The organism is Variovorax sp. 160MFSha2.1, from assembly GCF_048305075.1.
Taxonomy (GTDB): domain Bacteria; phylum Pseudomonadota; class Gammaproteobacteria; order Burkholderiales; family Burkholderiaceae_C; genus Variovorax; species Variovorax guangxiensis.
The window spans coordinates 1,564,275-1,575,895 of the sequence record NZ_CP157624.1 but is presented as its reverse complement, the minus strand read 5'-3'; the positions used below and the strand labels follow the sequence as shown (position 1 = coordinate 1,575,895).

Genomic DNA, 11,621 nt, shown 5'->3' with positions numbered 1-11,621 from the left:
GGTCAGGCGCCCTTCTTCAGCTTGGGGTCGAGCAGGTCTCGCACGCCGTCGCCCAGCAATTGCAGCGACAGCGCCGTGAAGATGATCGCGAGCCCCGGGAACAGCACCACCCAGAAGGCCTGGTGCGCGTACTGCTGACTGCCCGCGACCATGGTGCCCCAGGTCGGGATCTCGGGCGGCACGCCCACGCCAAGGAACGACAAGCCCGCCTCGGCCAGGATGGCGTAGGCGAAGATGAACGACACCTGCACCAGGATCGGCGACATCAGATTCGGCAATATGTGCCGCCAAAGGATGCGCGAGGTGCGCACGCCCAGCGCGCGCACGGCCTCCACGAACAGCAGCTCGCGTACCACCAGCGTCGAGGCCCGCACCACCCGCGCCACGCGCGGCGTGTAGACCAGCACCAGCGCAAGCACGGTGTTGACCAGCGAGGGCCCGAGGATGGCCACCAGCGCGATGGCCAGCAGGATGTCAGGGAAGGACATCATCGCGTCGACCACGCGCATCAGCGGCGCATCGAGCCGGCGGAAGAAGCCCGCCATCAGGCCCAGCACGGTACCGGCGATCACGGCGCCCAGCGCGGTGAGCGCGGCGATGGCCAGCGAGTAGCGCGCGCCGTGCACGATGCGCGAATAGAGGTCGCGGCCGAGCTCGTCGGTGCCGAGCAGGTGCTCGGCGCTGGGCGCCTTCAGGCGCTCCAGCACGGCCGTGTCGTTGGGGTCGATGGAGGCGAACAACGGCGCGCCGATCGCGAGCACCGCGATCACGAGCAGCACCAGCGCGGACACCATCACGATGCGTCTGTGCATCAGCTGGCGGAGCATTCGGGGCATCTGCATTTTTCTCAGACCTTCACGCGCGGGTCGACCACCGCGTACAGCAGGTCGATGGAGAAATTGATGAGCACGTAGATCGCGGCGATCACGAGCAGCGCGCCCTGGATGACAGGGTAGTCGCGCCGCAGCACCGCGCTCACCACGAGGTTGCCCACGCCGGGCAGGCCGAACACGGTTTCGGTGATGACCGCGCCGCCGATCATCAGCGCGACCGTCAGGCCGATCACCGTGACGATGGGCACCAGCGCATTGCGCAGCGCATGCTTGAGCACCACCGTGCTTTCGCTCAGGCCCTTGGAGCGTGCGGTGCGCACATAGTCTTCGCCCAGCACGTCGAGCATCGAGGCGCGCGTGAAGCGGATGATGAGCGCCGAATTCAGCAGGCCCAGCACCGTGGCCGGAAGCACCAGCGAGTGCAGCCGTTCGGCGAATGGCGCATCGGGCGCGCCGTAGCCCGAAACCGGGAACCAGCCGAATGAAACCGCGAAGATCTGGATCAGTACGATGCCCAGCCAGAAGCTCGGGATGCTCGCGCCCAGCATCGCGATGCCGGTGAAGAGCTGGTCGACCACGCGCCCACGGAACACGGCGGAGACGATGCCGCATGGCACGCCGATCAGCGCCGCGATGGCCACGGCCATCAGCGCGAGCAGCGTGGTGGGTTCGGAGCGCTCCCACAGCGCCTGCGTCACGGGGCGCTGCAGGAAGATGGACTGACCGAGATTGCCCTGGAGCACCTCGCGCAGCCAGTAGCCGAACTGCACGGGCAGCGGCTTGTCGAGGCCGTACTCCTTCTGCACGCGGGCGATGTCGGCCGCGGTGGCCTGGTCGCCCAGCAGCACCGAGACCGGGTCGCCCGAAGCGGCGCGCGTGAGCACGAAGACCAGTACCGCCACGATGGCGAGCACGATCAGCATGCCCGCGGCGCGGGAGGCGATGTAGCGGAACAGCGATTTCTTCATCACGCGGAAAACTCGATGGCGGCGGCGGAACCGACCGCAACGTACTGGCCGGTGAACCTGATGTCGCCACCCTTCACCTGGAAGACGGTCACGTTGTCGCCCTGCTTGTTGTGGCAAACGTAGAGGAAGCGCCCGCTCGGGTCGAGCGTGCAGCTGCGCGGGTAGTTGCCGCGCGACCATTCCTCGCGCACCAGCGTGGGCGCGCCGGTGCGGGCGTCGACCTTGAAGATGGAGATCGAGTCGTGCAGGCGGTTGAGCGACACGAAGTGCTGGCCGTCGGGCAGCATGCGGATGCCCGATGCGTAGCTGGTGCCCTTGAAGCCCTTGGGCAGCGCCGAGGTCTCGCTCACCAGCGCGAGCACGCCGGTGGCGTTGTCGTAGCGCATGAAGGCGATGGTCGAGGCCTCTTCGTTCACCAGGTAGAACCACTTTCCGTTCGGATGGAACACGAAGTGGCGCGCGCCCGAGCTTTCCGACACGGCCACCGTGCTGGGCTGGCTCAGCACGCCGGTGATGCGGTCGAAGCGATAGGAGATGACGCGGTCGAGCCCCAGGTCGGCCACCAGCACGAAGTTGCCCTTCGGGTCGGCATGCACCATGTGCGCGTGCGGGCCGTCGTGGTCGCTGGTGGCGAAGCCTTCGTGCGAACGCGCGGCAGCCGGCACCACGTCGGCGCCGGGCTTGCAGGGCGTGCCCGCGCCGCAGGCATCCACGTCCTTGTAGACGACGGCGGCGATGCTCGCGTCGGGCGTGCCGTCGGCGCGCAGCGCGAGCACGCTGACGTCGCCGCTCGCGTAGTTGGCGGTGAACAGAAAGCGGCCGTCGGGGTGCACGCTGATGTAGGCCGGGTCCTTGCCACCGCAGGGCGTCTCGGACACGAAGCTCAGCGCGCCGTCGGCGCCAATGCGGAAGGCCGAAACCGAGCCGGCCTCGAACTCGTTGGCCGCATACAGCATCGGCAGCTTCGGGTGGCGCGCGAGCGAGGCAGGGTTGCGCAGCTTCGCACCCTCGCCCGTGCTCGCCACGGCAGCCGGCGCGCCGGGGATGGGCTTGAGCGCACCGGTGGCGCTGTCGAGCACGAACTGGTGCACGCCCTGCCCACGCCCGCCGCGCCACGGCTTGCCGCCGTCGCTGTAGGTGCCGACGTAGGCGTAGACCGGCCCCGAGGTGGCCGCTTGAACGGTGGAGGCCGTGAGGCCAAGGGCTCCGAGGCCGGAGGCCAGTGCGCTGGCTTGCAGAAGTTGGCGACGCGATGGCATGGCTGTGTTCCTTGCTGGCTTGCTTGCTGCGTGCCTGCTTACTTGATCTTCGCGTTCCAGAAGAACGGCCAGGTCGCGGGCTGGTAGTTGTCCAGCGCCGGGCTCTTGGCGGAGAGACCGTTGAACTTGCCGACGTTGATGTACGGCACCTCGTCGTACACCACCTGCTGCACCTTGCCCCACAGCGCGCCGCGCTTGGCAGGATCGCTCTCGACGTTGAAGGCCTGCAGCGCCGACTTCTTGGCCGGTGAATCCCACCAGCCGGGCGCGCCGTCGCCGAGCTGCGGCGGCGAGAGCATCGGCTCGGGGAACTGGCCCGAGTGGGTGACGTAGATGTCCCACAGCTTGGCGTCGTTGCGGCGCTGCACCAGCGTGGCCCAGTCGACCACGTTGAGGTCGACCTTGAAGCCGGCGCGCTTGAGCTGCTCGGCCATCAGCAGCGCCATGTTGTAGTGGAAGTCGTACTGGCGGCTGGTGAGCACGCGGATCGGCTCGCCCTTGTAGCCGGCCTTGGCGGCGGCTTCCTTGGCCTTGGCGGCGTTGCGCTGGTTGTACTGGTCGGCGCCGGCGGCCGAGTAGAACGGCGAGCCCTTCGGGAAGTGGTTGGCCTCGGCCGTGAAGAAGCGCGTGTCGCCGAAGCCGGCGGCGAGCATCTCGCCCTCGCCCAGCGCGGTCTGGATCGCCTGGCGCACCGGCTGGCTGGCGGCCACGCCTTCCTTGGTGTTGAGCACGAGGTACGGGAAGCCGAACGAGGGCGTCATGATCGGCACGGTCTTGCCGCCCGACTTCTCCAGGCGCGGCAGCGCTTCCACTGGCAGCAGGTCGGCGAAGTCGTACTGGCCGGCCAGCGCACCCTCGACGCGGGTGCTGGCGTTGGGCACGGGCACGAAGCGCAGCTCCTCGATGGCCGCCTCGCGCTTGCCGCCATAGCCGCTGGCGGCTTCCTTGCGCGCGCTGTACTTGTCGAAGCGGGTGAGCAGCACGAACTGGTCGGGGCGGCGCTCCTTGAACTTGTAGGGGCCGGTGCCGACGAAGTCCTTCAGCGGCGATGCGATGGAGTCCTTGGCCATGATGGCCGCCATGCCGCTGGGCAGCGCGAACTGCGAGAGCAGCGGCGCGTAGGGCTCCTTCAGCACCACCTCGACCGCCAGCGGACCCTTGGCCTTGAGGCTCTCGACTTCCTTGCCCACGGCCTTGCCGCGCGGCGACTGGTCCATCCAGCGCTGCAGGCTGGCCACCACGTCGTCAGCCGTGAGTTCGCGGCCGTTGTGCAGCATCACGCCCTTGCGCAGGGTGATGGCGTAGGTCTTGCCGTCGGCCGAGATCTTCGGCATGCCCTCGGCCAGCATCGGCACCACGTTCCACTTGGCGTCGAAGGTGTAGAGCGTCTCGTACACGTGCTGCATGATGGTTCCGACCAGGTCGGCGGTCGAGGCCATCGGGTCGAGCGTCTGCGGCTCCGCCACCATCGCCAGCGTGGCGAAGTTGCGCGGGCCCTGGGCATGGGCGCTTTGCTGGGGCAGCGCGGCGCACAGCATCGCGAGCAGGGAGGCTCCCAGCAGGCTGCGCTTCGACAGCATGGGCAGGCGCTGGACAAGATCGACGTGGGGCATGGGGAACTCCTTCATGGGGCGGGCCGGTTTGTGAAAGAAATTTTCTCGTTGGCCCGGACTTTGAAGCAGTATTCATGCCTAATCATCCGTGTTAACCCTCGTTCAGGGGTTATTTTGAAATAGATTTTCAAATCAGAGGGATACTCGCGGCTCGTTTTCCCTCTTCCCAGTCCTTTTCTTACCTTCTTTCACTACCTAGGAGTTCCCATGCCCCTCGAATACCTCGGCGCCCCGCCCCTGGCCTCCGACCGCCAGGTCCGCCCCTTCTCCCCGGCCGTGCGCGCCGGCGACTTCATCTACGTGTCGGGCCAGGTGCCCGTGAACAAGGAAGGCGAGATCGTGGCCGGCGGCATCGAGGCCCAGACGCGCCAGGTGATGGAGAACATCAAGACCGTGCTCGCACTGGCCGGCGCCACCCTCGACGACGTGTGCAAGAGCACCTGCTGGCTGCAGGACGCGCGCGACTTTGGTGCCTTCAACCGCATCTACATGAGCTATTTCGGTGAAAACAAGCCGGCGCGCTCGACCACCGAAGCGCGGCTGATGGTCGACGCGCGCGTCGAGATCGACGTGGTGGCCTACAAGCCCAAGGCCTGATCAGCCGTGCAGCTCGGTCTTGCGCTGGATGATGCGCGAGACCAGCCCGTACTCCACGGCCTCCTCGGCCGACAGCCAGCGGTCGCGCTCGATGTCGGCAAGCACCACGTCGATGGGCTTGCCGGTCTCGCGTGCGATCTCGTGCGCGATGCGCTGGCGGGCCTTGATGATTTCCTGCGCCTGGATGGCAATGTCGGTCGCCTGGCCGCCCGCGCCGCCGCTGGGCTGGTGGATCAGGAAGCGGGTGTTCGGCAGGCACACGCGGCGCTCGCGCGGCGCCGCCAGGAACAGGTGGGTGGCCGCGCTGCCCACCCAGCCGGTGCCGATCATGTTCACCGGCGCGCTGATGAAGCGCACGATGTCGTGGATGGCATCGCCCGACTCCAGGTGCCCGCCGGGCGAGCTCACGAGGATGTCGATGGGCTTGTCGGAACTGTCGGCATCCAGCGCGATGAGCCGGCGCGTGACGTCTGCGGCCACCGAATCGCTGATGGCGCCGAAGATCAGCAGCGTGCGCGACTTGAACGCTTTTTCTTCCAGGTAGGAATTGCGCGGCTCGGCGGTGGCCGCGGGCTTGGTGTCGTCTTCGGATTCCATCGAGAACATGGGCATGGCGTGCATGAAGAAAGCTCCTGTCTGTGGTTGAACTGTCTTGACGAACAAGCCCACAGTTTCGTGACATTCCGGGCTATGGCAAGCTGCGCCAATGCTCGATGAACGCTACCTCTCGCAATTCCCGGCGCTGCGAAGCCGGCTGGTTCGCGCGGCGGCGCGCATTCTCGGCACCTCGGCCGACGCCGAGGACGTGGTGCAGGACAGCTACCTGCGCGCGCTGGAGGCCGGCGACGGGCCCGCGCCCGCTTCGGTGCAGGCCTGGCTGACAACGGTGATGCAGAACCTCGCTATCGACAGGCTGCGGCGCGATGGCTGGATGCAGCGGTGGCTGAAGGATACGGAAGGGCTTGCGTCCGAGGCACCGTCGGCAGAAGCGGAGGCGGCGCAGGCCGAATCCATAGAGCGGGCGCTGAGCCTGATCGCCGGCAGGTTGTCACCAGCAGACGGCGCCGCGGTGCTGCTGCGCGAAGTCTTCGAAGCCAGCTTCAAGGAAATTGCCGAAGCCAGCGGCAGAACGGAAACGGCCTGCAGGCAGCAGCTGCATCGCGCATTGCTGCGGCTGCGCCAGCCCAAGAGCGAGGACGAAGCCGGATCACCGGACGCGGTCTTCCACGTCTACCGGCAGGCGCTGCAGGACTGCGATGCGCGGGTGCTGTTCGCGATGCTGCGGCAGCCGCCTGCGCGCGCCCTCGCAACGTCGGCGAGCGCAGCCAACGGAACGCCGCGCACCCCGCGCACCATCTGCCAGGTCGTGCAGTTGGGCGGCCGGCTCGGGCTGGTGCTGACGCTGGGCGGAAAGGTGCTGTGTGTCTTGCCGCTCGATGCGAGACAGGCGGACGAAGAGCCTGAAGCAGTCCTGTATTAGCCCCTTCCCCAACGGAGGAAGGAGAAAACCGGGAATCAGCCCGCCAGCCGACCGGCGACCAGCTGCAGCACCCGATCACACCGCTTCGCCAGATCCTGGTCATGCGTGACCATCACGAAAGCGGTGCCGTGCCTGTGCGCGAGATCGAGCATCAGCTCGAAGACCGTATCGGCCGTGCTGCGGTCGAGGTTGCCGGTGGGCTCGTCGGCCAGCACGCAGGCCGGCTGCGTGACCAGCGCGCGCGCGATCGCCACGCGCTGGCGCTCGCCGCCCGAGAGTTCGGCCGGGCGGTGGTGCAGGCGCTGGCCCAGGCCCACGCTCTCGAGGATCTTCGCCGCCGATTGCGCGGCCGCATGCGGCTCAGTGCGGCGGATCTTCAGCGGCATCGCCACGTTGTCCAGCGCGCTGAACTCGGGCAGCAGGTGGTGGAACTGGTAGACGAAGCCCAGGTGCTGGTTGCGCAGTCGGCCCTGCTCGGCCGGGTCGGCATGGGCGATGTCCTTGCCCAGCAGCTCGACCTTGCCGGCGGTGGGCTCGTCGAGCCCGCCCATCAGGTGCAGCAGCGTGCTCTTGCCGGAGCCCGAGGCGCCGACGATGGCCAGCGTTTCGCCGGCATGAACATCGAGGTCCACGCCGTGCAGCACGGTCAGGTCGAGCCTGCCCTCGTGGAACCGTTTTGTCAGTCCACGGGCTTTCAGAACAACACTATTGGCGCCGGGCCGCCCCAAGCCAATAGCGGCCCCCTCGGGGGGCAGCGAGGACACGACAGTGCCGAGCGTGGGGGTCAGTTCACTCATAGCGCAGGGCTTCGGCAGGGTTCACGCGGCTGGCGCGCCAGCTCGGATACAGCGTGGCGACGAAGGCCAGCACCAGGGAAATGATCGCGATGGGCACGATGTCGCTTTGCTGCGGATCGCTGGGCATCTTGCTGATCAGGTAGATGTCCTTCGGCAGGAAGCTCGCGTGGAAGAGCTGCTCCAGGAAAGGCACGATCACGTCGATGTTGTAGGCGATGCCCAGGCCCAGCAGCAGGCCGGCCACGGTGCCGATCACGCCCACCATCGCGCCCTGCACCACGAAGATGCCCATGATGCTGCGCGGCGAGCTGCCCAGGGTGCGCAGGATGGCGATGTCGGCGCGCTTGTCGGTCACGGTCATCACCAGCGTGGACACCAGGTTGAAGGCCGCCACCGCCACGATCAGCGTGAGGATGATGAACATCATGCGTTTCTCGACCTGCACGGCCGCGAACCAGGTCTTGTTCTGGCGCGTCCAGTCGCGGATGAGGAACTCGCCCGGCAGCGTCACGGCGAGCTGGTCGGCCACGTCGCGCGCCTCGTTGAGGTTCTTGAGCTTCAGGCGGATGCCGGTCGGGCCTTCGAGGCGGAACACCTTGGCGGCGTCCTGCTCGTGCACCATGGCCAGCGCGGAGTCGTATTCGTAGTGGCCCGAGTCGAAGGTGCCGACCACGGTGAACTGCTTCAGGCGCGGCACCACGCCCGCCGGCGTGACCTGCCCGCCCGGCGCTACCAGCGTTACCTGGTCGCCCGGCTGCACGAAGAGCGAGCGTGCCAGTTCCGCGCCCAGCACGATGCCGAACTGGCCCGGCACCAGCTTGTCGAAGGTGCCCCTGGAGGCGATGCCGTTGATGTCGGTGACTTCGGGCTCCAGCTTCGGATCAATGCCGCGCACCAGCGTGCCCTTCATGTCCTCGCCACGCGCGATGAGCGCCTGCGTGTTGATGAAGGGCGCCGCGCCGACCACCTCGGGGTGCTTGCGCGCCGCCGCCATGATCTGGTCGAGCTGCTGCAGCGCCTGCCCGTCGCGCGAGAAGATCTCGATGTGCGACACCACGCCGAGCATGCGGTCGCGCACTTCCTTCTGGAAGCCGTTCATCACACTGAGCACAATGATCAGCGCCGCCACGCCCAGCGCGATGCCGAGCATCGAGACACCGGAGATGAAGGAGATGAAGCCGTTGCGCCGCGTCGCCCGGCCTGCGCGCGTGTAGCGCCAGCCAAGCTGCAGTTCGTAGGGGAGTCGCATAGGGTCGGAATTGTGGCATCCCGGATGGCCCTGAGCCTTCCCGGACAATAGGGGAATGGCCGAAACCTCCCCACGCCAATTACTGATTCCCTTCGCCGGCCGCGGTTCCCCGTCATGCCGCGCTGCGCTGCCCACTCTTCAGCTTCCCAATCTCGAAAGCCTGCTCTCGCGGCTGACCCTCGCGGACACCGACACGCAGGACGAAAGCACGCGCTCGCCTCCGCATGAACGCGCGCTGGCGCAAGCACTAGGCATCGCCGCGCCCGACGGAGGCATTCCCTGGGCCGCGCTCGAAGCGCGCCGGCTGGGCATCGCCGCGCCGGGCGACACCGAAGGCTGGGGCATGGTCACGCTGTGCAACTGGCAGGTCGGCATCGACGACGTGGTGCTGGGCGATCCGGCCGCCATCGAGATCGACGCCACCGAATCGGCCGCGCTGCTGGAAGCCGCCCGCCCCTTCTTCGAGGAAGACGGCATCGCGCTGCATGCCTCGCCCGTGCCCGGCCGCTGGCTGGCGCGCGCCGGCATCTTCGACGGGCTGGCCACCGCCTCCATCGACCGCGCGGTGGGCCACCCCGTCTCGCAGTGGTCGCCGCTGGCCGACAGCGCCCGGCCGCTGCGCCGGCTGCAGAACGAAATGCAGATGCTGCTGTACACCCAGCGCGTGAACGACGAGCGCGCCGCGCGCGGCGTGCCGCCCATCAATTCCTTCTGGCTCGCCGGCACTGGCGCACTCAGGAAGGAAGAAACAGGAACGGCCACCGCGCCGACCGTGAACGACACCCTGCGCATCGCAGCCCTGCGCGACGACGGCATCGGCTGGGCCGCCGCCTGGCAGGCGCTCGACGCCGGCCCGCTCGCCGCCCTGCTCGCCGAGTACACGCGCGGCGCCAGCGACATCTCGCTGACGCTGTGCGGCGACCGCGCCTCGCAGCGCTACACCGTGCAGCCGCGCGGCCTGGCCCGCTGGGCGAAGAGCCTGTTCGAGCGCAAGCAGGCAGCCACCGTGCTGGAGGCGCTATGAAAATCATAGCCAGAGAGATCCCGCCGCGCACCGTCTGGGCGCTGGAACAGGCCGGCGTGCACCCGCTGCTGGCCCGCCTCTTCGCCGCGCGCGGCGTGCGCGCCAAGGAAGAGCTGGACGACGGCCTCGCGTTGCTGCTGCCCCCCGACACCCTGCACGGCACGCGCGAAGCCGCCGCGCTCCTGGCCGACGCCATCGCGCAGGACAAGCGCCTGTGCATCGTCGCCGACTACGACTGCGACGGCGCCACCGCCTGCGCGGTCGGCGTGCGCGGCCTGCGCCTGCTGGGCGCGAAGAATGTGAGCTACCTCGTGCCCGATCGCGTGGTCGACGGCTACGGCCTCACGCCGCCCATTGCCGAGCGCGTGGCCGCGAGCGGCGCCGACATGCTCATCACCGTCGACAACGGCATCGCCAGCGTCGAGGGCGTGGCCACCGCCAAGGCGCGCGGCCTGCAGGTGCTGGTGACCGACCACCACCTGCCCGGTCCCGAGTTGCCCTCGGCCGACGTGCTGGTCAACCCCAACCAGCCCGGCTGCGGCTTCGAGAGCAAGAGCATCGCCGGTGTCGGCGTGATGTTCTACGTGCTGCTGGCGCTGCGCTCCGAATTGCGCCAGCGCGGCGTGTTCGACACGGCCACGCAGCCGAAGCTCGATGCGCTGCTGCCGCTCGTCGCGCTCGGCACCGTCGCCGACGTGGTGCGGCTCGACGCCAACAACCGCCGCCTCGTGGCGCAGGGCCTGCGCCGCATCCGCGCGGGCGCGATGCCGGCCGGCGTCGCCGCGCTCTTCAAGGCGGCAGGGCGCAACGCGTCCGTGGCCACCACCTTCGACTTCGGCTTTGCACTCGGCCCGCGCATCAACGCCGCGGGCCGGCTGTCCGACATGACGCTGGGCATCGAATGCCTGCTGACCGACGACGCGGGCCGTGCCGAGGAACTCGCGCGCATGCTCGACGGCATCAATCGCGAGCGGCGCGACATCGAGGGCGGCATGCGCGACCAGGCGCTGCTTCTGGCCGAATCGCTGTTCACCGCCGACGGCGAGGGCATCGAAGCGCCGCCGCCGGCCATCAGCGTGTTCGACGCGGGCTTCCACGAAGGCGTGGTCGGCATCGTGGCCTCGCGCATCAAGGACCGCTTCCACCGCCCCACCTTCGTCTTCGCCGCGAGCGCTGCGCCGGGCAAGGAGCAGGAGCTGAAAGGCTCGGGCCGATCCATTCCGGGCTTCCACCTGCGCGACGCGCTCGACCTCGTGGCCAAGCGCCATCCGGGCGTGCTGCTGCGCTTCGGCGGCCACGCGATGGCGGCCGGCTGCACCGTGGCGCGCGAGCATTTCGAGACTTTCGAAAAAGGCTTTGCGCAGGTCGCGCGCGAGCTGCTGGCCGAGTCGGCGCTCACGCGCCAGATCGAGACCGATGGCCCCATCGCGCGCGAGTACATGCGCATCGACCTCGTCGACACCCTGCATCGCGAGGTGTGGGGCCAGGGCTTCGCGCCGCCCACCTTCAGCGAGGAAGTGGAAGTGGTATCGCAGCGGCTGGTGGGCGAGAAGCACCTGTCGCTCAAGCTCAGGCACCAGGGCCAGCCCATCGACGCGATGTGGTTCAGCCACACAGAGCCGCTGCCGCCGAAGGTCAAGCTGGCGTTCCGGCTCGACGCGGACGAGTGGCAGGGGGTGCGGCGGCTGCGCTTCCTGGTCGAAGGCGCGGAGTTCTAGAAGAAAGTTCCAGCGGAAGGTCCCGGGGGTTCCCGTTCGCAAGCGATGACGCGCGCGCGGTCGGGACGGATTCCTACGCATGC

Annotated in this window: 11 protein-coding genes; 4 read left to right on the top strand and 7 right to left on the bottom strand. The window is 68.3% G+C overall.

Features of this window, described 5'->3' with window-relative positions; all coding sequences use genetic code 11:
- Positions 1-2: 2 nt before the first annotated feature.
- Genes ABL838_RS06735 through ABL838_RS06720 form a run of 4 tightly spaced genes read right to left on the bottom strand, consistent with a single transcriptional unit; the run spans position 3 to position 4,673 of the window.
- A complete protein-coding gene (locus ABL838_RS06735; RefSeq protein WP_093196271.1) occupies positions 3-842 on the bottom strand; it encodes an ABC transporter permease in 840 nt (279 codons plus the stop codon).
- Positions 843-847: 5 nt separating this feature from the next.
- The gene (locus tag ABL838_RS06730; RefSeq protein ID WP_418125840.1) at positions 848-1,789 is read right to left on the bottom strand and encodes an ABC transporter permease; all 942 of its coding nucleotides are present in this window, start codon (positions 1,787-1,789) and stop codon (positions 848-850) included.
- 11 nt (positions 1,790-1,800) lie between these two features.
- Positions 1,801-3,060, bottom strand: a complete 1,260-nt coding sequence (locus ABL838_RS06725) for a lactonase family protein (RefSeq protein WP_418124784.1) — start codon at positions 3,058-3,060, stop codon at positions 1,801-1,803.
- Between the two features lie 38 nt (positions 3,061-3,098).
- A complete protein-coding gene (locus ABL838_RS06720; RefSeq protein ID WP_418124782.1) occupies positions 3,099-4,673 on the bottom strand; it encodes an ABC transporter substrate-binding protein in 1,575 nt (524 codons plus the stop codon).
- A 207-nt stretch (positions 4,674-4,880) separates the two neighbouring features.
- On the opposite strand from ABL838_RS06720, the gene ABL838_RS06715 reads away from it, so the two are divergent.
- The gene (locus ABL838_RS06715) at positions 4,881-5,270 is read left to right on the top strand and encodes a RidA family protein (RefSeq protein WP_093196278.1); all 390 of its coding nucleotides are present in this window, start codon (positions 4,881-4,883) and stop codon (positions 5,268-5,270) included.
- Here the strand turns inward: ABL838_RS06715 and ABL838_RS06710 are convergent, their stop codons facing one another.
- The gene (locus ABL838_RS06710; protein WP_418125839.1) at positions 5,271-5,867 is read right to left on the bottom strand and encodes an ATP-dependent Clp protease proteolytic subunit; all 597 of its coding nucleotides are present in this window, start codon (positions 5,865-5,867) and stop codon (positions 5,271-5,273) included.
- A 109-nt stretch (positions 5,868-5,976) separates the two neighbouring features.
- On the opposite strand from ABL838_RS06710, the gene ABL838_RS06705 reads away from it, so the two are divergent.
- Positions 5,977-6,750, top strand: coding sequence for a sigma-70 family RNA polymerase sigma factor (locus ABL838_RS06705; RefSeq protein WP_418124781.1), 774 nt, complete (start codon positions 5,977-5,979; stop codon positions 6,748-6,750).
- Between the two features lie 35 nt (positions 6,751-6,785).
- Here ABL838_RS06705 and lolD read toward each other — a convergent pair whose 3' ends face one another.
- Together lolD and ABL838_RS06695 are read right to left on the bottom strand one after the other, a co-directional pair.
- Positions 6,786-7,547 carry a lipoprotein-releasing ABC transporter ATP-binding protein LolD gene (gene lolD / locus ABL838_RS06700; protein ID WP_418124780.1) on the bottom strand — a complete coding sequence of 254 codons (762 nt, stop codon included), beginning with the start codon at positions 7,545-7,547 and terminating at the stop codon, positions 6,786-6,788.
- The gene (locus tag ABL838_RS06695; RefSeq protein WP_132796925.1) at positions 7,540-8,796 is read right to left on the bottom strand and encodes a lipoprotein-releasing ABC transporter permease subunit; all 1,257 of its coding nucleotides are present in this window, start codon (positions 8,794-8,796) and stop codon (positions 7,540-7,542) included. Before ABL838_RS06695 ends, lolD begins: the two co-directional genes overlap by 8 nt.
- A gap of 55 nt (positions 8,797-8,851) precedes the next feature.
- Between ABL838_RS06695 and ABL838_RS06690 the strand changes: the two genes are divergently transcribed.
- Together ABL838_RS06690 and recJ are read left to right on the top strand one after the other, a co-directional pair.
- On the top strand, positions 8,852-9,820 hold the full coding sequence (locus tag ABL838_RS06690; protein WP_418124779.1) for a hypothetical protein: 969 nt from the start codon (positions 8,852-8,854) through the stop codon (positions 9,818-9,820).
- A complete protein-coding gene (recJ, locus tag ABL838_RS06685) occupies positions 9,817-11,538 on the top strand; it encodes a single-stranded-DNA-specific exonuclease RecJ (RefSeq protein WP_418124778.1) in 1,722 nt (573 codons plus the stop codon). Before ABL838_RS06690 ends, recJ begins: the two co-directional genes overlap by 4 nt.
- Positions 11,539-11,621: the final 83 nt, after the last annotated feature.

Bases quoted from the DNA above. Each gene is read 5' to 3' on its own strand.
- ABL838_RS06735 (WP_093196271.1), bottom strand. From the start codon at position 842: ATGCAGATGCCCCGAATGCTCCGCCAGCTGATGCACAGACGCATCGTG.
- ABL838_RS06725 (WP_418124784.1), bottom strand. From the start codon at position 3,060: ATGCCATCGCGTCGCCAACTTCTGCAAGCCAGCGCACTGGCCTCCGGC.
- ABL838_RS06720 (WP_418124782.1), bottom strand. From the start codon at position 4,673: ATGCCCCACGTCGATCTTGTCCAGCGCCTGCCCATGCTGTCGAAGCGC.
- recJ (WP_418124778.1), top strand. From the start codon at position 9,817: ATGAAAATCATAGCCAGAGAGATCCCGCCGCGCACCGTCTGGGCGCTG.
- ABL838_RS06705 (WP_418124781.1), top strand. From the start codon at position 5,977: ATGCTCGATGAACGCTACCTCTCGCAATTCCCGGCGCTGCGAAGCCGG.
- ABL838_RS06710 (WP_418125839.1), bottom strand. From the start codon at position 5,867: ATGGAATCCGAAGACGACACCAAGCCCGCGGCCACCGCCGAGCCGCGC.
- lolD (WP_418124780.1), bottom strand. From the start codon at position 7,547: ATGAGTGAACTGACCCCCACGCTCGGCACTGTCGTGTCCTCGCTGCCC.
- ABL838_RS06690 (WP_418124779.1), top strand. From the start codon at position 8,852: ATGGCCGAAACCTCCCCACGCCAATTACTGATTCCCTTCGCCGGCCGC.
- ABL838_RS06715 (WP_093196278.1), top strand. From the start codon at position 4,881: ATGCCCCTCGAATACCTCGGCGCCCCGCCCCTGGCCTCCGACCGCCAG.
- ABL838_RS06695 (WP_132796925.1), bottom strand. From the start codon at position 8,796: ATGCGACTCCCCTACGAACTGCAGCTTGGCTGGCGCTACACGCGCGCA.